Origin of the sequence: Chromobacterium vaccinii, from assembly GCF_001855275.1 — a bacterium.
Lineage (GTDB): Bacteria > Pseudomonadota > Gammaproteobacteria > Burkholderiales > Chromobacteriaceae > Chromobacterium > Chromobacterium vaccinii.
Map to the genome: position 1 here is coordinate 849003 of NZ_CP017707.1, position 22249 is coordinate 871251.

Below are 22249 nucleotides of genomic sequence, written 5' to 3' on the forward strand. Positions count from 1 at the left end.
CCCAAACAGGCAGCGCCCAGCCTCGACCCAATCCAATCACCCATTGAAATGCCATGCGGATAATAAGCTTCTGGTCTAGAAAGAATGGTAATCAACGCATGCATTTCCATCTATCCGAATAGGCAAAAGGCAAGCATGCTCGGGTCCGCACTGCAAAGAGTTGGAATTAAATGCATTAAATTGAAAAACAACATTAGATCATAAATGATTCGTTACAAAATTACACCGCAAGGGAAACAATCCGGCCAACCAACAATATCGACTTCGCTCATCGGAGATAAAAACAGGAAAAGCGAAAATGGAGATCACCAAACACTTTTCGAGCACGGGAAGCTATCAGGATATCGTCAAGGCGATCGGCGCCGCGCAGGCCGTCATACAATTCAAGCCCGACGGCACCGTCATCGACGCCAATCCCATTTTCCTGGACCTGATGGGATATTCGCTGAATGAAGTTGTCGGCAGACATCACGGCATGTTTTTGCCGGAAAGCGAAAAAAGCAGCGCTTCCTACCAACAGTTCTGGACAGAGCTGCAACAAGGGAAGCATCAAACAGCCCAATTCAGGCGCATTGCCAAAAATGGGAAAGATGTCTGGATACAGGCCTCCTACATCCCGATCCGAAAAGGTCGCCGCGTCGCCAGCGTCATCAAGTTCGCAACCGACATCACCAGCGACGTCATGATCGCCGCCGACCGGACTGGCCAGATTGAAGCCATCAACCGCTCGCAAGCGGTGATCGAGTTCACCACCGATGGGGTAGTCTCGCGCGCCAATCAGAATTTTTGCCAGGCGCTGAATTATGACGAGCAGGAAATCGTGGGAAAGCACCACAAGCTATTCGTTCTGCCAGAAGAAAGCCAAAGCGAGGCATACCAGCGTTTCTGGGACAGCCTGAGAAAAGGCGCGTTTCACGAAGGAGAATTCTGCCGCGTGGCGAAGAATGGCCGGAGGATCTGGATTCAAGCCACCTACAATCCGATCTTCGACCCTGACGGCAAGATCATAAAAATCGTAAAATACGCCACCGACATCACCGAGGCGGTGAAGGCCAGAAACTCGAGCAAACTGATGTCGCTGATCATCAACCAGACCGATAACTCGGCGCTTGTGGCTGACAAAAATGGCTTGATCATCTTCGCCAACGACGGCTTCTCGAAAATGAGCGGCTACGCGGCCAATGAGATCATCGGCAAGAAGCCGGGGCACATTCTGCAGGGCGCAGACACCAATCCGGACACCGTCCGGAAAATCGGAGCCTGCCTGCGGGAGCACCACCCCTTCCACGGAGAAATCCTCAACTACACCAAGGCGGGCAAGCCCTATTGGGTTTCGCTGGCCATCAACCCGGTGTTCGACGAAACCGGCAGCCTGGCGAACTACATCTCCATCCAGGCCGACATCACCGAAACCAAGGAGCGGGAAGAGGAATACAGCAAAAAATTCGCCGCGATAGGCATGTCCAACGCCATCTGCGAATGGAACACCGAAGGCAAGGTGCTGCAAGGCAATGAATACATGGTTTCCCATCTGGAGTTGAAGAGCAATGAAGAGCTCCAGCAGCACGCCCGCCCGCTGTCGGAAATCATAGGGTCGGAGAATTTCAGCCGCGCGCTCAAAGGCGAAATGCTGACCGAAGAGTTCAAGATGAGGAAGAAAGACGGATCGATGGTGCTGATGAACGTCACCATCTGCCCTCTCACCTCCCAGCATGGGGTCGTCAAAAATATCGTGACCTATGGAGTCGACGTCACCGCCAAGATGGAAGCGGAAAGAGTGACCGATCAGGAAATGCGCCAGGTCATTTCCTCCAGCGAAAAGATATCGTCGATTATCGGCACCATCAACGACATTGCCGCACAGACCAACCTGCTGGCGCTGAACGCCGCCATAGAGGCCGCCCGAGCCGGAGAAATGGGCAGAGGCTTCGCGGTGGTGGCGGACGAGGTAAGGAAGCTGTCCATCGAATCGACCAAGTCGTCAAAGGAAATCGCCGATCTGGTGGACGAATCCATCGGCAGGATAAAAACGCTTGAGGCCTCGCTGAACAACCTGAAGACGAACGCCAAATCATGACCGCGTCCGCCACGCATGGAGGCGCGTCGCCTCATTGCTGCGACGCGTCCCATTCGCCGGAATGCCAGCTCCCCTTCATATGATTGAGGAAACATCCATGTCTGCCGCCAAGCCAAGCTTCAAACGCGTCATCGAGTACCCTCTCCCCGCATCCAGTCAAACGCACGAAGTCGTATCCATCGCGCCGGACCTTATCCTCATCTCGCAGCAGCCATCCGGCGGTTTGGTGAAAATGCGGGTGGATCCCGGCACAGGGCGGCCCATCGAATCCGTCGTCCACGTCATCGATAATCCATTCTCCGGCCTGCATGGGCTGACGGTGTCGAAACGCCATCCCGGCTGCCTGTGGGTCACGCTGCAGTTTCAATCGGAGCTGCTGCTGATCGACCCGGTCGCGCACGACTTGGCGGCCGCCCCCAGAACACTGCAAAGAATCCAGTTGCCGGAACCCGCCCGCGGCCCCCACGTCGTCGCGGAGGACAGCGACATCCTGTGGGCCTCCTGCAAGGACAGCCACCACGTGGCGCGGGTGGACACCCATGACCCCGACCATCCACGGATCATCCCCTGCCCGCCCCGGCCAATCTTCGTACAAGTGCACCCCGCCAGCGGGGATGTCTATGCCACCCTGGATCAATCCAGCGCGCTGTTTCGCATCCCCGCCAACCCTGCGCAAGCGCCCAGCGAAATCGGCATCCCCGGGGAGATCGGCAATACCCCGGTCGGCATGGTGCCAGGGCCGGACGGCAACCTGTGGCTCGCCCTTCTGGGCAACGCCTCAGGCGGAAACGGCAGTTTCGGCCGTATCCTGGCCAATGGCGAGATCGATTGGTTTCAACTCACCGCCGGCCCAGCCAAGGGAGCCTCTTTCATCCATCTGGGGTTCTCGCCCGACCCATCCAAGTCAAATACGATCTATCTGCTGGCCTCATCGATGGCCGACGACGCCGCTCTCAACGGCGTGGTGCAGGTCGTGCTGAACGAAGACTACAGCCAGATCGGCCCCCAGCAAACCATCGCCTTTCCTACGCAACAGAGCATGACCCATCGCGTGCTCTGCACCGGGCGCAGCCTTTACGCCACCGAGCTGGGCGCCTGCTGCCTCGCGCACTTGACTCCTGCCTTCTCTCCGTACGGCGAGGGCATCAATGAAATGGCGGACGCCTATTCGCTATGGGGCTGCGGCATCCCAGGCCAAACCGTCCGTTACCACGGACCGGAGCTGGAGCGCTAAGAACCTGCGCATCTGCCTCGCCTGCCAGACGGGATGCCTCATCACGTGATGAGGCATCCTGATTATTCGAAAAATATTGACAAATCAAAAAATTAACAGGAGAATCGACCGAAATCGCTTCATGTTGTCCAGCTCAAACGAGCCGTCACGCTCCTCTTCTCTAGCCAAGCCTCCTCCAAATCATCAGTTGTTGGCACGCGAAGGTAGTTGTCACAAGCCTAGCCAGCAGTCCATTGCAAGCCGCCAAGCCAAACATATTGAACCGGCGGCGACTGATTGGAATCCGTTGTCTCGCAGCCTCCATGACACCCGGGCAGAACTCATGAAAATATCGCAAGCCGTCCTTGCCAAAGGGACGCGCTTTAACAATCTCAACTCATGCCAAAAGCATGGGTGTTGGAAAATAAACCATGAAAATTCAGGAACTGAAACAGGGTGACCTGATCACCCAGCAAATCGACAATCTGATCGTCTCGTTCAAAGTCTTGTCCATCAGGCAAATTGGCCGCCGCTTCCAGGTAACCTTCAGCTCGGCCTCGGGCATTGAAACCGCAAGCTATCAAGCTGACGCGCTGATCACCTCCGTCTGATCGCGCGCCGCGAGGCAATTCCAGCCTCCCTGCCGCCAACTTCCGCCACGCGGCCCTCCCTTATGGCGCGAAGCTCCGCATGCTTCGCAAAAGGCATGCCCTCATAGCAAAAAACAAGCGGCGCGCCTCCTCGCTGAGATGACGTGTCCTGCCACGCCGCCCGCAGGCCGGTCCATGTCGCCAAGCGCAAATGGCAAGCCGCATTCACCAGTTCGATATCGCGAGCCAAGCGGAGCGCGGTATCCTGCCGCCTCAGCAAACTTCCACCCCAGCCGCAAAATCGCATCAAGCGTATTTCAGCGCTTGCGGCAATGCGGAGGGCTGCCAGGGGCAAGCCTAAGTGCAAACGCATACTTATTTGTATTTTAATAACCTAGCAATATAAATAAGAGTGCCTCCTGCACGAGGGACGGATTGATTGCCGCTTGGCATCAATCGCCAAGCGCGGCATCCACAATGATCCGCAGGAAATCCGGCAGCGCAAAGGAGCGGCGAAATGACGCAAGCACCAACGCGTGGCGGCCGTCAGCCGCTGATCTTGAGCGACAAGCAAGGCTTTGACAGGCGCTGGTTTGCGCCTCAGCTGCAAGCCGTTTACGTGCCGACGCGCCATGAGCAGGCAGAGGAGTCTGTCGGCGCGGCATTAAGCGCATATGGCCGCGACGTGAAAATCGCCTCCGGCCGCCACTGCTACGAAAACTTTGTCTACAACGACAGCACCCGCGCCATCATCGACATGTCCGCCCTGAACCAAGTGGGCTTCGATGCGGAACGCCACGCGTATTTTGTCGATGCCGGCTGCGAAAACTGGGGCGTGTACCGCGCCCTGCTCAATGGCTATGGCAAAACTCTGCCTGCCGGCTCCTGCTATTCGGTGGGCGCGGGCGGGCATATCACAGGCGGCGGCTACGGCCTGCTGTCCCGCTTGCATGGCTTGACCGTCGACCATCTAAGCGCTGTAGACATCGTGACTTGGGACGAGGCGCGGGCTCAGGCGAAATTGCGCCATGTGTCCGAGCAAAGCGGCAGCCAGGAGGAACGCGACTTGTTCTGGGCCTTGCGCGGCGCCGGCTGCGGCAATTTCGGCGTGATCGTTCGCTATTATTTTGCCGCGCTGCCGGATGCGCCAGATCATGCCACGCAGTTCACGCTTGCCTGGGATTGGGATCAAATCAACACACAAGCCTTCAGCCAATTGCTGGACGAATACACCGACTTCGTCATGCAGATGCCCAACAGCAATTTCAGCTTGCTGAAACTGAACCATGTCGATAACGGGCAAATCGGCCTGCTTGTGCAAATTGCCTCGCCCGTCGGCGCCAGCTTTCACCAGCATTGCCAACAGGCCGAGGCCCGCATCCAGAGCCTGCAGCAACGCTTTGCCGCCATTGCCCCCGCAACCGTCCTGCGCCGGCCCATGAGTGGCCATCCCGGCTGGATGAACACGCTGCACGCCAGTCTCAGCGCGCAGCATTTAACCTATCTGGAAGCGCTGCAAACAGTCAATGGCTCCGGCCCCAACCAGTTTGGCAAATACAAGTCCGCCTATATGAATAAAGGCTTTCCACAAAACCAAAAGGATGAGATTTTCCGCTGGCTGCATGAGAAACCGGAAGGGCTGGAGGATGGCACCTTGGCGCAAAGCCTGCTGCAAGTGGATAGCTACGGCGGCGCGGTCAACGAGCGCAGCAGCAGCGCCACCCCGGTGCCGCAACGCAGCGCTATCCTGAAACTGCAATACCAAACCTATTGGAACAACGCCTCCGCGCCGGGGCAAAGCCGACAGTCCCGTTACCAGGAGCAGGCCCAGGCGCATCTGGACTGGATTAGCGGCTTTTATCAATCGGTGTACGCCGAATATGGCGGCACGCCCAATCCGGAGCAAGACAAGAACGGCGTGGTGGACGGCTGCTACTACAACTACCCGGATTGCGACTTGGGCACCCATGAAAACGGGAAGATCGATCACGCCATGCAGCTGTATTTCAAGGAAAACTACCGCAACGCGCCGCGCAACCTGGTTCAGGTGAAACGAAAATGGGATCCGCAAAACTACTTCCACCACGCGCAATCCATTCCCATCAAGTAGGCTGCGCAATCAGCGCCCCCAGAAAATCAATGCAATTTAACGCCGCGCCGCCCCCAACGACGCGGCCTATCCTTCAACACGCCCCTCGCCCCACCATTCGCAGGCCCCATCTTCATCCAGATGAGCCACACGGGGTTCTAGACAAAAGTGGCACGAAGACGGCACGAGCGTCCCATCTTCCTGAATGATCCTCCCCCAGCTCTTCCTCAAGCTAAGTAGCAGCCTTTGCTGTTGATGATCTCTTGTCCAACTATTTGTCCAGAGCGGACCGGAGCTCGCAGCCCCCCATGGCCGTTCGTGCCGATTGCCATCACAACCATCAAGAAATGCCAAAATCATACGTTCGCTTTAACTATGTCATGCATGCTGATACTATGCATTTGTAATTTCAATTCACGAAACAATATTTATTATATGTATACGGACAGTCTGTGAGCTGTCAGAAGCCAACTCGCGCGGCAGGGTCTTTTCGCAGCCGCGGCGTAGCGCGGCGGCACGGGAAGATCAAATTGTTTCAATCAACATAAGACTAAGACGGGGCTATACACGATGCATCAATACACCAATATCAAAAAAGCCATCCAGCTAAGCAACAGCTTCTGGGATGTCACTACTGCTGCCGGCATGGCCAATATCGCCACCCGCAACCTGGGCAACGGCCGTCACGAGGCAGTGGCCAGCGGCAGACAGTTCACCAATATGTCGTCCTACTCCTATCTGGGGTTGGATTCGCATCCAGCGATTCTGCGCGCAGCGGCGGACGCGGTGATTAACACCGGCTCTCTCAACACCTCCATCTCGCGCATCCGGGTGCAGTTCGACATTCTGCAGCAGGCGGAAGAGGCGCTGGCCAGCCTGGTGGACGCCGAGACGCTGACGGTGCCGTCCTGCGCCGCCGCGGCCGCCGCCACGCTGCCGTTGCTGGCTTCCGGCGCGCTGACCGGGGACGTGGCGCCGTTGATGGTGTTCGACAAGAACGCCCACTTCTGCCTGAACATGATGAAGCCGATCTGCGCCGACGAGACCGAGATCCAAACCATACGGCACAACGATCTGAACACGCTGGAAGACCTGTGCAAGACGCATGCCCGCGTTGCCTATGTTGCCGACGGCGTCTACAGCACCGGTGGCATGGCGCCGGTGAAGGAGCTGCTGGCGCTGCAGGACAAGTACGGCCTGTTCCTGTTCTTCGACGAGGCGCACGGCCTATCCACGCTGGGCCATCTGGGCCGTGGCCTGGTGCTGGAGGAGATGGGCGCGATCAACGACCGCACCCTGATCGTCACCTCGCTGAACAAGGGTTTCGGCGCCTCCGGCGGCGCCATCTTCCTGGGTCCGCGCGGCGACGCCGAGCGCCGCAAGCTGGCCACTCGCTTCGGCGGCCCGGTTACCTGGTCGCAGCGCATCAATACCGCCGGTCTGGGCGCCATCATCGAGTCGGTGGCGGTTCACAAGTCCGCCGAGCTGCCGGCGCTGCAACAGAAGCTGCAGGACAATATCCGCCTGTTCGACCAGCATGTGGAATCGGAAAACAGCGGCGATCCGCTACCGATCCGCTTCGTTTCCATCGGCTCGGAAGAGCGCACCGTCCTGTATGCCAAGAGCCTGCTGGAAGACGGCTATTACACCTCGCCCATCTTCTTCCCGGTGATCGCCAAGGGCCGCGCCGGCCTGCGCATCATGATCCGCGCCAATATGACTGCGGCGGAGATCGAGCGCTTCGGCGCTTGCCTGCAGCAGCTGCGAGCCAGCCATGAGTAAGGCGTCCGCTCAGACCGCCGCCGCCCCGCGGGAGGCCGCGCGGGTGATGGTGTTGTGCTGCCTGATCGTGTTCATGGCGCAGATGGCCACCACCGTCTACCTGCCGTCGCTGCCGGCGGTGATGCGCGAGCTGGCGATGAGCCAGAGCCTGGTGGAGATGTCCATCTCCGGCTTCGTCGTCGGCGCCGCGCTGCCAGTGCTGTTCTGGGGATCGGCCGCCGACCGCTGGGGCCGCCGCGGCCCGCTGCTGGCCTCGCTGGCGCTGTTCGTGCTGTGCAGCGCGCTGCTGGCCGCCGTAGGCAGCGCCGCCGAGCTGCTGGCGCTGCGGGTGCTGCAGGGCATCGCCGCCGGCGGTGCGGCCATCATCGCCCGCATCATCGTCCGCGACAACTGGAGCGGCGACGAGCTGGCGCGCCGTCTGTCGGTGCTGTCCATCGCCTTCATCACGGCGCTGGGCGGCGGCCAGTTCATCGGCGGGCTGATAGGCGAGTACAGCCACTGGCAGGTGGGCTTCGTGCTGATGGCTGCCACCGGCGCCCTGGCCGCGCTGCTGAGCATGAGCCTGCCGCTGCAGGGCGGCCGGCCGGCGGCCGCGCGCCGCGGCGGCAGCCCTTACTGGCAGATCCTGCGCCGGCCCGGCTTTGTGCTGCCGGCCTGCGCCGGCGGCCTGGGCTTCGCCACCACGGTCACGCTGCAGGAAGTCAGCCCCTTCGTGTTCCAGGAGCACTTCGGCCTGGCGGTGGCTAGCTTCGGCAATGTGGGCCTGCTGATAGGCCTGGCCTATTTCAGCGGCGCGATGGTGGTCAACCGCACCGTCGCCAAGCTGGGCGGCAAGAAGCTGATGCGGACCGGCGCGCTGCTGATGGCCGCGGCCACCGTCGCCATGCTGCTGTGCTGGCACCTGGGCGTGCTGGAGGCCAGGCCGGGCCTGTTGCTGTTCATCGGCCTGTATTGCCTGACCATCTTCGGCCAGGCGGTGCTGTTCCCCAACAGCATGGCCACCGCAGTCAGCGACGCCAAGGACCACGGCGCCCACGCGATGGCGCTGTGCGGCTTCCTGCAGCAAGGCCTGGCCGGCATCGCCGCCACCGCCTCGGTGCTGCTGCACCACAATGGCGCCTGGACGCTGGCGGTGGCCGCGCTCGGCCTGATCACTCTTCTGCAAGTTCTGTTCCAGGCGCGCCTGCGCGCGGCCTGACGCAAGGAATCGGATATGTCTCGAATCGAATCGCGCCTCCCTGCCAGCGGCGAGGCCTATGAGCGCAATATGGCGGCCTATGGCCTGCTGCGCGGGCAGATCGCCGCCGCCCGCGACGCCGCTTTGCAGGGCGGCGGCGCCGAGGCCCGCGCCAAGCAGGCGGCCAAGGGCAAGCTGTCCCCGCGCGAGCGGCTGTCGCTGTTGCTGGACCCCGGCACACCGTTTCTGGAGATAGGCCAGCTGGCCGGCCACCAGGTCTACGACCACGCGGTGCCCTGCGCCGGCATCGTCACCGGCATCGGCATCGTCTCCGGCCACGCGGTGGCGGTGTTCGCCAACGACGCCTCGGTCAAGGGCGGCACCTACTATCCGCTGACGCTGCGCAAGCATCTGCGCACCCAGGACATCGCCCGCGAGCTGGGCCTGCCCTGCCTGTACCTGGTGGATTCCGGCGGCGTCTACCTGCCGCTGCAGGAGGAGATCTTTCCGGACGAGCACCATTTCGGCCGCATCTTCCGCAATATCGCCGAAATGTCGGCGCTGGGGCTGCCGCAAATCTCGGCGGTGCTCGGCTCTTGCACCGCCGGCGGCGCCTACATCCCGGCGATGAGCGACGAAACCATCATCGTGCGCGGCAACGGCTCCATCTTCCTCGGCGGCCCGCAACTGGTGCGCGCGGCCACCGGCGTCATCGTCGACGCCGAGACGCTGGGAGGCGCCGACGTCCACACCCGCGACAGCGGCGTGGCCGACCATTACGCGGTCAGCGACGAGCACGCCATCCAGCTGCTGCGCGATATCGTCGCCCGCCGCGGCGTCGGCAAGCAATACGCGCCGCCGCAGGCACCGCTGCCGCCGCGCCACGATCCCGCCGAGCTACCCGGCATCATCAGCGCCAATCCGCGCGAGCACATCCCGGCGCGTGAAATCCTGGCCCGGCTGCTGGACGATTCGGCCTTTGCCGAGTACCGCGCCCGCTTCGGCACCAGCATCCTGTGCGGCACCGGCCATATCGGCGGCTACCCGGTGGGCGTGCTGATCAACGACGGGGTGCTGTTTTCGGAAAGCGCGCAAAAAGCGGCCAACTTCATCGAAATCTGCTCCCAACGCGGCATCCCGCTGCTATTCCTGCACAATATCAACGGCTTCATGGTGGGCGCGGAGTACGAGGCCGGCGGCATCGCCAAGCACGGCGCCAAGATGGTCAACGCCGCCTCCTGCGCCCGCGTGCCCAAGTTCAGCATCCTCATAGGCGGCAGCTACGGCGCCGGCAATCTGGCGATGTGCGGCCGCTCCATCGGCCCGCAGCTGATGGCGATGTGGCCCAATGCCAAGACCACCGTGGTTGGCGGCGAGCAGGCCGCCACCGTGCTGGCGCTGATCCGCGCCGAGCAGTTGGAAAAGCAGGGCAAGAGCTGGACGGCGGAAGAGGAAGAGGCCTTCAAGCGGCCGATACGCGAGGCCTACGAACGGCAGGGCCAGGCGCTGTACGTCGCCTCCCGGCTGTGGGTGGACGCCATCGTCGACCCCGCCCAAACCCGGGAGTGGCTGGCGCTCAGCCTGGCGCTGGCTGCCGCCACACCCGCCCGCGAAACCCGCTTTGGCGTCTTCAGGATGTAGCCCATGTTCAAACGAATTTTGATCGCCAACCGCGGCGAGATCGCCCGCCGCATCGCCCGCAGCTGCCAACGGCTGGGCATAGAGTTTGTCGCCGTCCACTCCAGCGCCGACGCCGGAGCCGACCATCTGCAGGGCGCCGTCGCGCGCGAATGGATAGGCGAGGCCCAGGCCAGCGCCAGCTATCTGAACGGCCAGGCCATCATAGACGCCGCGCTGCGCAGCGGCTGCGAGGCCATCCACCCCGGCTACGGTTTCCTGTCGGAAAACGCCGGCTTCGCCCGCGCGGTGGCCGAGGCCGGCCTGGTCTTCATCGGCCCGGACGCGGACACCATCGTCCAGATGGGCGACAAGGCGCGCGCGCGCCAGTTGATGGAGGCCGCCGGCGTGCCGGTGCTGCCTGGCTCGCCGGAGGCCACCGAATCCTACGGCCTGATCCAGGAGACCTGCGCCGAGATCGGCTATCCGGTGATACTGAAGCCGTCCGCCGGCGGCGGCGGCAAGGGCATGCAGGTGGTGTGGGGCGAGGCTGGGCTGCGCGAGGCGGTGGACGCCGCCGTGCGCATCGGCCGTTCCAGCTTTGGCGACGGCCGGCTGCTGGTGGAGCGCTACGTCTCCCAGCCGCGCCACCTGGAGGTGCAGATCTTCGGCGACGGCCGCGGCGCGGCCGTGCACCTGTTTGAGCGGGAATGCTCGCTGCAGCGCCGCCACCAAAAAATCGTGGAGGAGGCGCCCGCCTGCGGCCTGCCGGCCGACACCCGCGAGGCGCTGCTGTCGGCCGCCGTCCGCGGCGCCCAGGCGATAGGCTACCGCAACGCCGGCACCTTCGAGTTCATCCTGGCGCCGGATGGCTGCTTCTACTTCCTGGAGGTGAACACCCGGCTGCAAGTGGAACACCCGGTGACCGAGGCCATCACCGGGCTGGACCTGGTGGAATGGCAGCTGCGCATCGCCGCCGGCGAGGGCCTGCCGCTGGCCCAGGCCGACATCCGCGCCGACGGCCACGCCATCGAATGCCGCGTGTACGCCGAAGACCCGCTGCGCGAATTCGCGCCCATGCCCGGCGCCGCGCTGCACGCGCGCTGGCCGGCGCAGCTGCGCGTAGACGCCGCCTTCGAGCACGGCGGCGCGGTGCCGGCCTTCTACGACCCGATGCTGGCCAAGCTGATCGCCCACGGCCCCGGCCGCGCCGCGGCGCTAGCGCAATTGCAGACCGGTTTGCGCGACACCGAGCTCTTGGGCCTGACCAGCAATCTGGGCTTCCTGCAGCTGCTGCTGCGCGAGCCTCGGGTACAGGCCGGCCAGCTGCACACCCATCTGGTGGACGAGCTGGCGGCGGCGCCGGAGGCCAACCGCCTCACGGCCGCGGTAGCCTGCGCCGCCGCCATCCGCCAGGCGCAGGCCTGCGCCGAATCCGCCTCGCCCTGGCAGGGCGGCGTCGGCGCCTACGACCGCGCCGCGCTGGACCCGGACGCGCCGCTGGGCCGGGTGGCCTACCGTAGCGGGGCCGAGCGCTGGCAGGCCTGGCTGCTCGAGCACGACGGCGAGCAGACCCTGGTGCGGGTGGACGGGCGGCGCCATGCCGTCAGCCTGGCCGGCGCCGGCGAGCGCTGGCAGGGCGAGGTGGACGGCTGGCGCTGGTACGCGCTGCTGCGCGGCGACGATGTCGAGCTGAGCGTCGGCGGCCAGCGCGTGGCCCTGCGCGCGGAACAGGCGGAACAGGCCGAGCAGGAAGCCGGCGGCGGGCTGCAGGTGCGCACGCCCATGCCCGGCACCGTGGTGGCCTTGCCGCTGGCGGCGGGCAGCCGGGTGAAAGCCCAGCAGGTGGTGGCCATCGTGGAGGCGATGAAGATGGAAAACCGCCTGTACGCCCCCTGCGCCGGCATCGTGGCCGAGCTGCACTGCCAGGTCGGCGACATCGTCAATGCCGACGCGGTGCTGGTCAGCCTAGGCCCGGACGAGGCCGAGTAGGCCGTCTGATCCGGCAAGGCGACAGCCCGCTCCGCGGAAAGGCGGGGCGGGCCTTGTCGATGCGCCCCACGGCCAATCAGCGGGGTTCTAAACGAGAGCCGGACGGGGGCGGTACTGGCGTCCCGCCCTCCCAGATGGTCCTCTCCCAGGCCTTCCGCCGCCGCGGCACCGTGTCCCTAAGCTTGATCGGACCGCCCACCCGGTATCTTTCGATCAAGCGCGCAAGCGCCCTGGCTAGAGAATCCCCCGGCGTCGAAGAGATTGCGCCGCCCTTGACGCAATGGCTTGGCGAACCGAAAGAACCAAGCGATCGCCTGTAGGGTGCGCCACCCGCAAAAGGGCGGCGCATCGCCGACTCATCACGCCGAACCCACGTTCAAGAGAATGGAAAACCAACGGCGCGTCGCCCCTGCAAGGTTATGCACCCTACGTGGCCAGCCATGGCTAGCATTGCAGCAGCCCAAAACAGAAAAGCCGCCAGCGCGGATGCCGGCGGCTTTTGCTTTACCCCCGAGATGCGCTCAGGGGCTGATCGCGAAGAATACGAAAGAGGCGAAGATCACCAGATGCACGATGCCCTGCAAAATCGTGGTGCGTCCGACCGACAACGACAAGGAGCACGCCACCAGCGTCAGCATCAGGAAGATGGTTTCCTTGATTTCCAGCCCCAGGATCAGCGGCTCGCCCATGAACACAAAAATCATCGCCACCGTGGGAATGGTCAGGCCTATGGATGCCAGCGCCGAACCCAAAGCCAGATTCAGGCTGGTCTGCACCCGGTCCGCCCGCGCCGCGTTGGCGGCGGCCAGTCCTTCCGGCAACAGCACCAGGGCTGCGATGATGATGCCCACCACCGCGGCCGGCGCGCCGGCATCCACCACGAAGCTCTCAATCGACGGCGACAGCAGCTTGGCCAGGGTCACCACCGCCACCAGGCAAATCAGCAGCATCGCCACGGCCAGCATGGCCACCTTGTTGGACGGCGGCGGCGCGTGCTCATCCTCGTCATGGCTGCCTTCCACCAGGAAATAATCGCGGTGGCGGATGGTCTGCACAAACACGAAAGCGCCGTACAGCACCAGCGATACCACCCCGGTGAACGCGAGCTGCGAGGACGACAGCAAGGGCCCTGGCTGGCTGGTGCCATAGTTGGGCAGCACCAGCGCCAATACCGAAATCGCCGCCAGCACGGTCAAGGCCGCCTTGGCGCCGCTAAGCTGGAAGTTCTGCTCGCGATGGCGCAAGCCGCCCAGCAGCAGGCAAATGCCCAGAATGCCGTTGCAGGTGATCATGATGGCGGAAAAAATGGTGTCCCGAGCCAGCGCCAGCTTCTCCTCGCCCCCGCCCAGCATGAAGGAAATGATCAGCGCCACCTCGATCACCGTCACCGCCAGCGCCAGGATCAGCGTGCCGAAAGGCTCGCCCACCTTATGCGCCACCACTTCGGCGTGGTGCACGGCGGCAAACACTGTTCCCGCCAGCAACACCGCCAGCAGCGTCAGATAGAAAGCGTGCCCGCCGGCCGCCGAAGACGCGGCGATGGCGGCCCAGGCCAAAACAGGGGTGACAATGGTCCAGCGCGGAATCGTGCTATGAATCAATGGATTTTCCTTATTGTTGGCGAACGGCCGCATGACTCGCCCGGCAAAGACCTAGCCAGGGCGAGATAGGCAACCGTTCTGGGAGAGCAATCGAGAAACCAGCATGGAGGCTGCTTTAGCCACAGCATAGCAGCATTAAGTAAATAGACCACGACACGGCCCATGGGTTCAGGCTTTGTAAACAAACGGCGCGTCGATCCGGCATCTATCACGCCTCACCCACTCACAAGCTCATCCACCCGGCCAATGGCAGAGTGCGCGCCCCCGCAAGGGCGACGCACCGCCGGCACATCTCGCCAGATCAATATTTGAGAGGTATGGAAACAAACGGTGCGTCGCACCGCCTTGGAAGGGCGGCGACGCACCCTACAGCCTGCGCAAGAACTCGATCAAAACCGCGTTAACCTGATCGGAGGCTTCTTGCTGCAACCAGTGGCCCGCTCCAGGAATGATTTGGGAGCCCCGAAGATCGGGCACGAGCTTCGGCATGGCGTCGATGATGTCGCGCATGCCCGGCATCGCCAGCCCTGGGTCGTGCTCTCCGACCAGATACAGAGCGGGAACCTGGACAAGCATGCCGTTGAATGCCGCTTGCAGATCCCAATTGCGATCCAGATTGCGGTAATAGTTCAAGCCGCCGCGAAAACCCGACGCCGTGAATGCGCTCACAAACGCATCGAAGTCCGCGCCATCCAGCCAATTGGGCAGCGCTCCGGGGTCGGGCAAGGCATCCAGCAGCCCCGCCTCACGCGCAACCATTCCGAAAGGATTCGGCGTCCGGCCATCACGCGGGCCGGCCTCGCCCGAGGCCCAAAAATAGATTTTCCGCAGCGTGGCGGCAACTTCGCGCTCGAATTCATTCTCCGCCAGCCCTGCCTGGGAAAAATAATGCGTGTAAAACCACGCCTGCCCGCTTAACGGAAACAGCCGGCTTGGGGCCATCGGCGCCCGACCCATCATCGGCACGCCGAGGGCGACCACGGCGCGAAAGCGGTCTGGCCGCAGCTGCGCGGCCTGCCATGCGATAGTGGCCCCCCAATCGTTCCCGACCACCACCGCCTCCGCCTCCGCTAGCGCGTCCAAGATCCCCACCAGATCGCCAACGATGTCCAGGCTTGAGTACTGCTGCGGGTTCTCTGGGCTCTCGCTGGCACCGTAGCCGCGCAGATCCGGCGCGAGCGCATGAAACCCGGCGCCTGACAGGGGAGCCAACTGGTGCCGCCACGCGTGCGACGTCTCGGGAAATCCATGCAGCAGCAATACCAGCGGCCCGGCGCCCTGCGCGGCGACGCTCAGGCGAATGCCGTTGATTTCAAGAATGGACTGATTGAATGCAGACATAATCGCGCTCCGATAGTTGCCTAAAGCCACGCCAAACCGTAACATCAAATGTAACGAATTTCCACCACTAAGAACCGCTAACAAAACCTCGCAGAGTCCCTGAGCCAAGGCGCGCCGACACAGGCAGTACAGAGGGTACGACAAGGAGGCGCAACGCAGGATCAGGGGTTTTGTTAGCGGGTCTAAAGAATTATGCAAAGAGATACTCGGCTAGCCCGGCTCCTGCACGTGCTCATCCATATGCATCTGCGCGGCGGCGCCACCACTTCCGAAACCATCGCGCAAATGCTGCACACCCAGCCCTCGCTCGTTCGGCGCACCATGGCCGCCCTGCGCGAAGCCGGCTATGTCGCGTCGATTCCTGGCCCCAAGGGTGGCTGGACTCTTTGCCGCGAACTGGCAGATCTGACGGTGCGGGACATCTACGTGGCTATCACGCACAAGAGCGCGTTTGCGATCAGCGCGGCTAATGACAATCCGGCCTGCCCAGTAGAAACCACGGTCAACCAGGTGCTCGACGCCGCCTTGAGCTCGGCTGAAGAGGCATTGCTTCAGCATCTCGCGCAGATACGTCTTTCCGATTTGGCCCTGCGCGCGAAAGCATCGGCAGGCTGAGCAGCATGGAGGCCTCTATCACCAGCAAGGCGCGGACCAAACAGGTTTTGATGGCTTGGGCGCGGTTGACGGGGACAAATATGACGCCCATTAACAGCGGCTCATGGGGAACTGCGCGTAGACTAGCGGCCCTACCCGTGCGTGAACAGAACATTCCATGAATTCCATGAGCTTCAAGCAGGTCGATGTCTTCAGCTCCACTCCCCTTAAGGGCAACCCGGTGGCCGTAGTGTTCGATGCGGATAGGCTTGATGATCAGCAGATGGCGGCCTTTGCCAACTGGACCAATCTCAGCGAAACCACCTTCATTCTTCAGCCCAGAGACCCGCGGGCTGACTATCGCCTTAGGATCTTCTCGACACTGGATGAACTGCCGTTCGCTGGCCATCCTACTTTGGGCAGTTGCCACGCCTGGCTGGAGTCCGGCGGGGTGCCGAAGGGGGAGTATGTCATCCAGGAATGCGAGGTGGGGCTGATTCGGATTCGCCGCAAGGAGAAGCAGTTGGCGTTTCTTGCGCCCCCCTTGCTCCGCTCTGGGCCCGTGGCGGCCGAGCTTCTGGAGAGGGTGCGCCTGGGCTTGCGCTTGGCGCCCGGGTCGATTGTAGATGCCCAGTGGGTCGACAACGGCGCCGGCTGGCTGGCCGTGATGCTCTCCAAGCGCCAGCAGGTGCTGGACCTCAAACCAGACTATTCGATGTTGAGCGGGCTGGCGGTGGGGGTGATTGCGCCTTGCGATCCACAGCATGACGATAGCGATGCGCAGTTCGGGGTGAGGGCCTTTATCGCAGGCGATGGCATGCCCGAGGACCCCGCCACCGGCAGCCTGAACGCCGGCATTGCCCAGTGGCTGCTCGGGGCCGGCATGGCTCCAGCGTGCTATCGCGTCAGCCAGGGCTTGAGCATGGGACGCGCCGGGTGCATCGAGGTGGAGCAGGTGGGCGACGATGTGTGGATCGGCGGCAATACCGTAACCTGCATTGAAGGCCGTCTAACGCTATAGCCGCCCGGCTTCAAAGCAGGCTTGGCATCTTGCGGCAAAATGCCCCTCAAAATGCAATGCCCCACCCCACAGGGCGGGATCCCGGCAACACCGGGAGATCCGCCGCAACGCTACTAGCTCATCACTTACAACTATCAGGAACTAGACAGACATCAGCGCCGCACGCCACCTGGAGAAGGTTAATCATTCTAATATTTTACAGACCAAACTTTACTGATAAGATGCATGCAGCATGTTAATAGGAAAAGAAATGCTTAAGCTCTCCCCCCAAAAATTAGTCACCTCCATATTGATTGGAATCATGGCAACAGCCTCATCTTCTGCTTTTTCGGGTGGGCTCGACGACGCCAATATGCTAAAAAAATTCTCCCTTTGCGATGCATCTTTTTTTAGCTACCTCAACGAACATGCAGAAGAGGCTAAACAGCTTGCCCCCGTTGAACAGCAGCAGAACTTTTTAAATTTCAAGGTCGGAGATCGGCTTAAGGATGGCGCTCCTAGCACGGTGCGCTTTACTCATCCATTGCAGGTTGGCACCTTAACCATCCTTGGCTACCAAGACAACTATAGCAATCTTGGTAGGCTAGGTCGCTATTATTACTGGGGGTTTATCGTAAAGGGATTGCCTGATGAAACATTACACCAACTCCCTCATGAAATAGCCCAAAATATTTACAAAAACGGTGAAGCTTACAGCCGAAATGAGTGGAAACCAAGCAGTGAAGAATCATCTAAATGGATGGCCGGAGCAGCATCACCCTCTGGTGAGCCAACCAAGCCAGGTACGATAGAACGTCTACTAATATTAGATAAAAATGAAGGTGCGTCGAACGAATCTACGCTATTCTGCTCATTGCAAGGGGATATTTACCCTGTCGATTTAAAAGATATCCGACCAGACCAATACCGTATCGAGTCCAGTCTTAATTACATTCAAGCCAAATGGATCTTAGCAACAGCCATCACCCAAAGATATAAGCTAGATTATAAACTTGACACACCCACAAAAATCAACAGCGAAGCCAAGAAACTCACCGAGGCAGATAAGAAAAAATACCAAATTACCAATAATTTAAAACCAGATGTTTTTTGGAAAGAGTACGAATCCATCCAAAGAGACTATTTGAATAACATAGTTAAAAATATCCCTGATGCTCAGGAAAGAATACAGAAAATACTAGCCAATAAAATGAGTCACATCCTAGACAAGCATCAAATTGAAGAGGTCGGCCAAGAACCAAATGCTGTTACTGCCCTAGTTATCAGCAACGCCGTCACCAATGACGATATTAATCGTTTAAAAGATCTATTTTTGACTCTCAAACCATCGCTTAAAAAACATGACGCGCTAATAGAACTAGAAAAGAAATATAGCACGCAAGAAAGATAAACAGTGCGTCACCCCGCAAGGGTGACGCACTCTACACATCACACATCGCCTACTCGCTGACTCATCCGCTCCGCCAATCTCAGATGGCAGGCCGCCGCCAACTTGACCAGCTCGGTATCGGTTGCCGGCATGCCATCCGGCACGGCGATCAGCTCGGCCAAGGCATCCAAGGTGGCGACGAAGCTGTTGAGGCCCATCATGCGGCCGAGCGGATGTTTCTGGCGGTTATGCCGCTCATAATCCAGCGTCACCAGCCAGCGGCTATGCTGCCAGCACGCCTCGCCATTCTCCAACACCGCATCCAGCACCGCCCGGCTCACCTGCCGCGCCGCCTCCGCCCCCAGCGCCAAGGCCAGCTCCAGCTGATCCGCCGTCAACGCCTCCTCGCCCTCCCGCCGCAAAGCCGGCAGCAACTCCTCCTCCAGCCAACGCCGAAACCTCCGCGCCGCCGGTTTGCGATAACGCCGAATCGCCGTGGCCACGCCGGTTTCCGACAGGCAAACCACCTCCCCGCCGCCCAGCGGCATGGCGCGGACCTCCTCCTTGTTCAGCTTGCTCAGCAAAGCCGCCGTGGTACGGCATTTGATCGCCGCCGCGACGTCATCGGCGAAGAACCATAGGCCGTTGTGGCGATGCAGGAGACGGAAGGGTTCATCGAGGAAAGTGAATTCCCGCAAAGATGGGGATGCGGGCAAATGGACGGAATGTTCCATTGAGAGAACCTCCATGTAGTGGTTTCCACCACCACCCACGTCGCCAAACGGGGGTGGCAGGCCAAGGCGGGGTTGGCGAACCGGCTACATGGACCCGGCAGACCCGGAGGTCTCCCCACCCGGCCCGCCATGGAGTGCATGAGCGCGCGCGAGCGCGACAAACACAGCTTGATAACAGCCATGTCTGCCATGTAGCCCAGGTCGCCAAACCCGGTCGTGCTATTGAACACAACTCGACAAGGCTAGAACCCAGGCACAAGAGGGTCAAGAGTAAATGACGACGGGAAGACTGGCAAGAAGAGCAGGAAATCAAATGAAGGTGGGGTGTAATGCAGCGTGAATACCGCAGACAAGGTTCCAGGGCTTAGAAACGAACCGTCGTGCCACTACCCCATCAGCGCAAGCCGGCTTCAAAGCCATTTTCAAGGTTTTAAGTCGCCGGCTGTTCGACGCGGCGCGACGGTAGCGCGCCGCTAGTTCCAGCGACTCCTTGAAAATGGCTTTGAAGACGGGGTTTCGCAGCGCTGCTGGGCCGCCTTTTTTTCGTCCATTTCTTTTGAATAAACCCGTCAGCCGGGCGGAACCGGCACTCAAACATCCGCCCGCGGAGCGGGCACAAAAAATGACAAAACCGCATAAAACATACGCTATGTCTTTGCAAGCTGGCGAAGTGCCTTCATAAATCTGTTAATCTGATCTCTTTCCGCAGACACCCCAGTCAAGACATCATCATACCCAATGCCTGTTTGACTCTCACCAATACCTAATTTTGTTAGATAGCGACGAATGACACCAGCCGGAAGTTTCTTTTTCCCACTCCTAAAGCTAATGGACCGCCCCAGGCCATTTGCAATCTTATAACGACCACCATCCAACCTCACTTCTGCTCCGGCAGCCTTACAGCCATTAGCAAACTTACTTGGCACCATGCCTGGCGAAGAAATACCTATTGTTTTCGTGTGACTACGTATCCATCTGGATATTTCCAACACTATTCCATCCACATCAAGTCCATGATTCTCCTCAGGAAACTCATTGGCCGTAACAGCTAGCACGAACTTATAAATCATTTCATCACTTACTTCAGCAATAAATTTCTTATCATTTCGATACAAAACAGATAGCATAGAAACCAATGCCGTTCTCTTATTTCCATTGTGGAATGCATGATTCTTCGTCAAAGAATGAAATAACGCCGCCACCTTCAGATATACCGTATCATACTTCTCCACCCCACCCAGCCCTGCATAAGGTCGCTGACATGCAGACTCAAGCAAGTCATGGGACTTCACACCAAATGGAGAAATGGGATCATCTTCCTTTTCAAACATATCAACGAGTTCAAAATAAATCTCCTCAATATTTTTTACAGTTGGCACCCACATAGATCCTCCATAAAAAACCCCGCCATCTCACGATAGCGGGTTTTTTCAGGGAAGCAACAAACAAAAATCAGGCCAGCTTCACAAGCTGCGCCCTAACCTTCTCCAACTTATCATTCAGCTCAGCCAACTTAGCCTTGTCGCGGTCAACCAAGTGCGCCGGTGCCTTGTCCACATAACCCGACTTCTCCTGCTTGTCCAGCTCGACCTCCACCTTGCCCTGCTCCTTGGTCAGGCGCGCGGTTTCCACGGCGCGGCACACTTCCAGGCGATGCTTCGCCACATGGCCACCAATGAGCCTTCGACCAGACAGACCATCAGCTTTAGCTAAAGTGCGAGCTCAGCAATATCGCGCCGGCGATCTCGATGAACAACACACCTTCACAACCGGGAGATGCCCAATATCACTGCGCATAAAATAAACTGAACCAGCTTGAGAAGTCCACTGCTGAACAGTTTTCTCTGGCCAGTCCAATCTATCAGTCTCAAAGATTAATTAGCCTTTTTCTTTGAGACAAATGCACCCACCGCACCATCCGTAAAAGATCCATTGTAAACAAGCCCCCTCATCGTGAACGTACCGGCAAACTCCTCACCCTTGTTGCCATAAAACTTGCCCTTCAGCTTCCCGCTCAAACCAGGCGCATTAAAATCACAACCATACAAATTAGTAGCACTAAGCTTTTGAGCAAGACAAGTGATCATCTGACCATCCAGGCCGTTCCCTAGACCCATAGCATCAGAAACAAGATAGTTAATACCTGCCCCCATCGTACTACGCCAATATTTAAAATCCTTCGCGTTTATGCTTATAGTATCGGTGGATTTATCATATTTAACGCCAACCGTACCGGTCAACTGATGAAATGAATCATTCCAATACTTATACTCTGGATTTCCTTGCAAAAATCCTGAGTAATCAGATGCAGAAAGATCAGAGATCACGCTTGATGCCGATGGCTTGCCAAAGACAAAAGAGCCAATTCCAATTCTCTGAAGCACAAACCCACTGGACTGCTCAGGCCCAACATACTTCCAGTTACCGATACCAGCATTTTTGTAGCCTTCGTCTGCAAGTGTTTGCAAGGAAATGGACTGTATGCACTTTCCAATTGCACATTTGAACGAACTAGCTTCATACAAATACTGCTTAACCTTTAAATCATTCAACGACCGCTGAGCAGATTGCAGTGACAATACACCTGGAGGAAAAGGTATATCAAAAACATAAGCGGCCAGTTTACCGCCTAGCACCTTCAAGCCTCCTGCCTCATATCCACTGGGGATCACCTGTAAGTCCACATTGGAATTTTTATCAACTTCAGGCCCTGTCGAGTCACCCATTCCGTAAGCCATATATGACTGGAGCTCTTTATCAACCTCGCCACTCATAACTACTGGTTGCTCAGGCTCGCCAGAAGGCTGCACTGGCGGCTGGGTGATTGGAGACACAACAGGAACAATCGGCATTAATGGTTGAGAAACCGAGCCATTATCAGCTACTGCGTCTTTCTGGGACGAATGATTTTCTCCGCCCCCCCCTCCACCACCACAACTTGCCACAGTCAAGGCACACAGTGCCACCCACACTCCATCACGGAAGATCTTATTCATATAATTAAACCAATCAAGCGATTAAAAACAAAAAACCTCCGGGCTGCCACCCGGAG

Annotated in this window: 17 protein-coding genes; 11 read left to right on the forward strand and 6 right to left on the reverse strand. The window is 59.6% G+C overall.

From position 1 onward, the window contains the following. Positions 1 to 298 precede the first annotated feature (298 nt). The 8 genes from BKX93_RS03805 to BKX93_RS03840 all read left to right on the forward strand — a co-directional run bounded on the left by BKX93_RS03805 (position 299) and on the right by BKX93_RS03840 (position 12537). Positions 299 to 2077 (forward strand): methyl-accepting chemotaxis protein, encoded by a 1779-nt coding sequence (locus BKX93_RS03805; RefSeq protein WP_070978783.1) that lies wholly within the window; start codon positions 299 to 301, stop codon positions 2075 to 2077. Positions 2078 to 2174: 97 nt separating this feature from the next. Continuing rightward, positions 2175 to 3311, forward strand: coding sequence for an NHL repeat-containing protein (locus BKX93_RS03810; protein ID WP_070978785.1), 1137 nt, complete (start codon positions 2175 to 2177; stop codon positions 3309 to 3311). A 410-nt stretch (positions 3312 to 3721) separates the two neighbouring features. Continuing rightward, the gene (locus BKX93_RS03815; protein ID WP_046157663.1) at positions 3722 to 3901 is read left to right on the forward strand and encodes a hypothetical protein; all 180 of its coding nucleotides are present in this window, start codon (positions 3722 to 3724) and stop codon (positions 3899 to 3901) included. A gap of 496 nt (positions 3902 to 4397) precedes the next feature. Further along, positions 4398 to 5990: an FAD-binding oxidoreductase gene (locus BKX93_RS03820; protein WP_070978787.1), complete on the forward strand. Its 1593-nt coding sequence runs from the start codon at positions 4398 to 4400 to the stop codon at positions 5988 to 5990. Between the two features lie 549 nt (positions 5991 to 6539). Further along, positions 6540 to 7751 carry an 8-amino-7-oxononanoate synthase family protein gene (locus tag BKX93_RS03825; RefSeq protein WP_070978789.1) on the forward strand — a complete coding sequence of 404 codons (1212 nt, stop codon included), beginning with the start codon at positions 6540 to 6542 and terminating at the stop codon, positions 7749 to 7751. Further along, positions 7744 to 8949 carry an MFS transporter gene (locus tag BKX93_RS03830; RefSeq protein ID WP_070978791.1) on the forward strand — a complete coding sequence of 402 codons (1206 nt, stop codon included), beginning with the start codon at positions 7744 to 7746 and terminating at the stop codon, positions 8947 to 8949. The genes BKX93_RS03825 and BKX93_RS03830 overlap by 8 nt, the downstream gene beginning before the upstream one ends. 15 nt (positions 8950 to 8964) lie before the next feature. Further along, positions 8965 to 10569: a carboxyl transferase domain-containing protein gene (locus BKX93_RS03835; RefSeq protein ID WP_046166565.1), complete on the forward strand. Its 1605-nt coding sequence runs from the start codon at positions 8965 to 8967 to the stop codon at positions 10567 to 10569. A gap of 3 nt (positions 10570 to 10572) precedes the next feature. Beyond that, positions 10573 to 12537: an acetyl/propionyl/methylcrotonyl-CoA carboxylase subunit alpha gene (locus BKX93_RS03840; RefSeq protein ID WP_070978792.1), complete on the forward strand. Its 1965-nt coding sequence runs from the start codon at positions 10573 to 10575 to the stop codon at positions 12535 to 12537. Between the two features lie 521 nt (positions 12538 to 13058). Here BKX93_RS03840 and BKX93_RS03845 read toward each other — a convergent pair. Together BKX93_RS03845 and BKX93_RS03850 are read right to left on the reverse strand one after the other, a co-directional pair. Then, complete coding sequence (locus BKX93_RS03845; protein WP_222103285.1) at positions 13059 to 14138, reverse strand: calcium:cation antiporter; 1080 nt, start codon at positions 14136 to 14138, stop codon at positions 13059 to 13061. Between the two features lie 366 nt (positions 14139 to 14504). Further along, positions 14505 to 15479 (reverse strand): alpha/beta fold hydrolase, encoded by a 975-nt coding sequence (locus BKX93_RS03850; RefSeq protein WP_083340667.1) that lies wholly within the window; start codon positions 15477 to 15479, stop codon positions 14505 to 14507. Positions 15480 to 15671: 192 nt separating this feature from the next. On the opposite strand from BKX93_RS03850, the gene BKX93_RS03855 reads away from it, so the two are divergent. From BKX93_RS03855 to BKX93_RS24490, 3 genes are all read left to right on the forward strand, one after another. Continuing rightward, complete coding sequence (locus BKX93_RS03855) at positions 15672 to 16094, forward strand: Rrf2 family transcriptional regulator (RefSeq protein ID WP_070978796.1); 423 nt, start codon at positions 15672 to 15674, stop codon at positions 16092 to 16094. A 157-nt stretch (positions 16095 to 16251) separates the two neighbouring features. Beyond that, positions 16252 to 17094 carry a PhzF family phenazine biosynthesis protein gene (locus BKX93_RS03860; RefSeq protein ID WP_070978798.1) on the forward strand — a complete coding sequence of 281 codons (843 nt, stop codon included), beginning with the start codon at positions 16252 to 16254 and terminating at the stop codon, positions 17092 to 17094. Between the two features lie 250 nt (positions 17095 to 17344). Beyond that, positions 17345 to 18484, forward strand: a complete 1140-nt coding sequence (locus tag BKX93_RS24490) for a hypothetical protein (protein ID WP_145929253.1) — start codon at positions 17345 to 17347, stop codon at positions 18482 to 18484. 38 nt (positions 18485 to 18522) lie between these two features. Here BKX93_RS24490 and BKX93_RS03865 read toward each other — a convergent pair whose 3' ends face one another. The 4 genes from BKX93_RS03865 to BKX93_RS24495 form a co-directional block, all read right to left on the reverse strand. Next, positions 18523 to 19197, reverse strand: a complete 675-nt coding sequence (locus BKX93_RS03865; protein ID WP_186009484.1) for a BRO-N domain-containing protein — start codon at positions 19195 to 19197, stop codon at positions 18523 to 18525. Positions 19198 to 19844: 647 nt separating this feature from the next. Beyond that, the gene (locus tag BKX93_RS23550; protein WP_083340430.1) at positions 19845 to 20582 is read right to left on the reverse strand and encodes a type II toxin-antitoxin system death-on-curing family toxin; all 738 of its coding nucleotides are present in this window, start codon (positions 20580 to 20582) and stop codon (positions 19845 to 19847) included. Positions 20583 to 20649: 67 nt separating this feature from the next. Next, a complete protein-coding gene (locus tag BKX93_RS03870) occupies positions 20650 to 20862 on the reverse strand; it encodes a hypothetical protein (protein ID WP_070978801.1) in 213 nt (70 codons plus the stop codon). A gap of 209 nt (positions 20863 to 21071) precedes the next feature. Continuing rightward, positions 21072 to 22193: a transferrin-binding protein-like solute binding protein gene (locus BKX93_RS24495; RefSeq protein ID WP_145929254.1), complete on the reverse strand. Its 1122-nt coding sequence runs from the start codon at positions 22191 to 22193 to the stop codon at positions 21072 to 21074. Positions 22194 to 22249 lie beyond the last annotated feature (56 nt).

What these genes read in the sequence shown, in the direction of transcription:
- BKX93_RS03805 (WP_070978783.1), top strand. Translation starts at nt 299, where the DNA reads ATGGAGATCACCAAACACTTTTCGAGCACGGGAAGCTATCAGGATATC.
- BKX93_RS03810 (WP_070978785.1), top strand. Translation starts at nt 2,175, where the DNA reads ATGTCTGCCGCCAAGCCAAGCTTCAAACGCGTCATCGAGTACCCTCTC.
- BKX93_RS03815 (WP_046157663.1), top strand. Translation starts at nt 3,722, where the DNA reads ATGAAAATTCAGGAACTGAAACAGGGTGACCTGATCACCCAGCAAATC.
- BKX93_RS03820 (WP_070978787.1), top strand. Translation starts at nt 4,398, where the DNA reads ATGACGCAAGCACCAACGCGTGGCGGCCGTCAGCCGCTGATCTTGAGC.
- BKX93_RS03825 (WP_070978789.1), top strand. Translation starts at nt 6,540, where the DNA reads ATGCATCAATACACCAATATCAAAAAAGCCATCCAGCTAAGCAACAGC.
- BKX93_RS03830 (WP_070978791.1), top strand. Translation starts at nt 7,744, where the DNA reads ATGAGTAAGGCGTCCGCTCAGACCGCCGCCGCCCCGCGGGAGGCCGCG.
- BKX93_RS03835 (WP_046166565.1), top strand. Translation starts at nt 8,965, where the DNA reads ATGTCTCGAATCGAATCGCGCCTCCCTGCCAGCGGCGAGGCCTATGAG.
- BKX93_RS03840 (WP_070978792.1), top strand. Translation starts at nt 10,573, where the DNA reads ATGTTCAAACGAATTTTGATCGCCAACCGCGGCGAGATCGCCCGCCGC.
- BKX93_RS03850 (WP_083340667.1), bottom strand. Translation starts at nt 15,479, where the DNA reads ATGTCTGCATTCAATCAGTCCATTCTTGAAATCAACGGCATTCGCCTG.
- BKX93_RS03855 (WP_070978796.1), top strand. Translation starts at nt 15,672, where the DNA reads ATGCAAAGAGATACTCGGCTAGCCCGGCTCCTGCACGTGCTCATCCAT.
- BKX93_RS03860 (WP_070978798.1), top strand. Translation starts at nt 16,252, where the DNA reads ATGAATTCCATGAGCTTCAAGCAGGTCGATGTCTTCAGCTCCACTCCC.
- BKX93_RS24490 (WP_145929253.1), top strand. Translation starts at nt 17,345, where the DNA reads ATGCTTAAGCTCTCCCCCCAAAAATTAGTCACCTCCATATTGATTGGA.
- BKX93_RS03865 (WP_186009484.1), bottom strand. Translation starts at nt 19,197, where the DNA reads ATGGAACATTCCGTCCATTTGCCCGCATCCCCATCTTTGCGGGAATTC.
- BKX93_RS23550 (WP_083340430.1), bottom strand. Translation starts at nt 20,582, where the DNA reads ATGTGGGTGCCAACTGTAAAAAATATTGAGGAGATTTATTTTGAACTC.
- BKX93_RS24495 (WP_145929254.1), bottom strand. Translation starts at nt 22,193, where the DNA reads ATGAATAAGATCTTCCGTGATGGAGTGTGGGTGGCACTGTGTGCCTTG.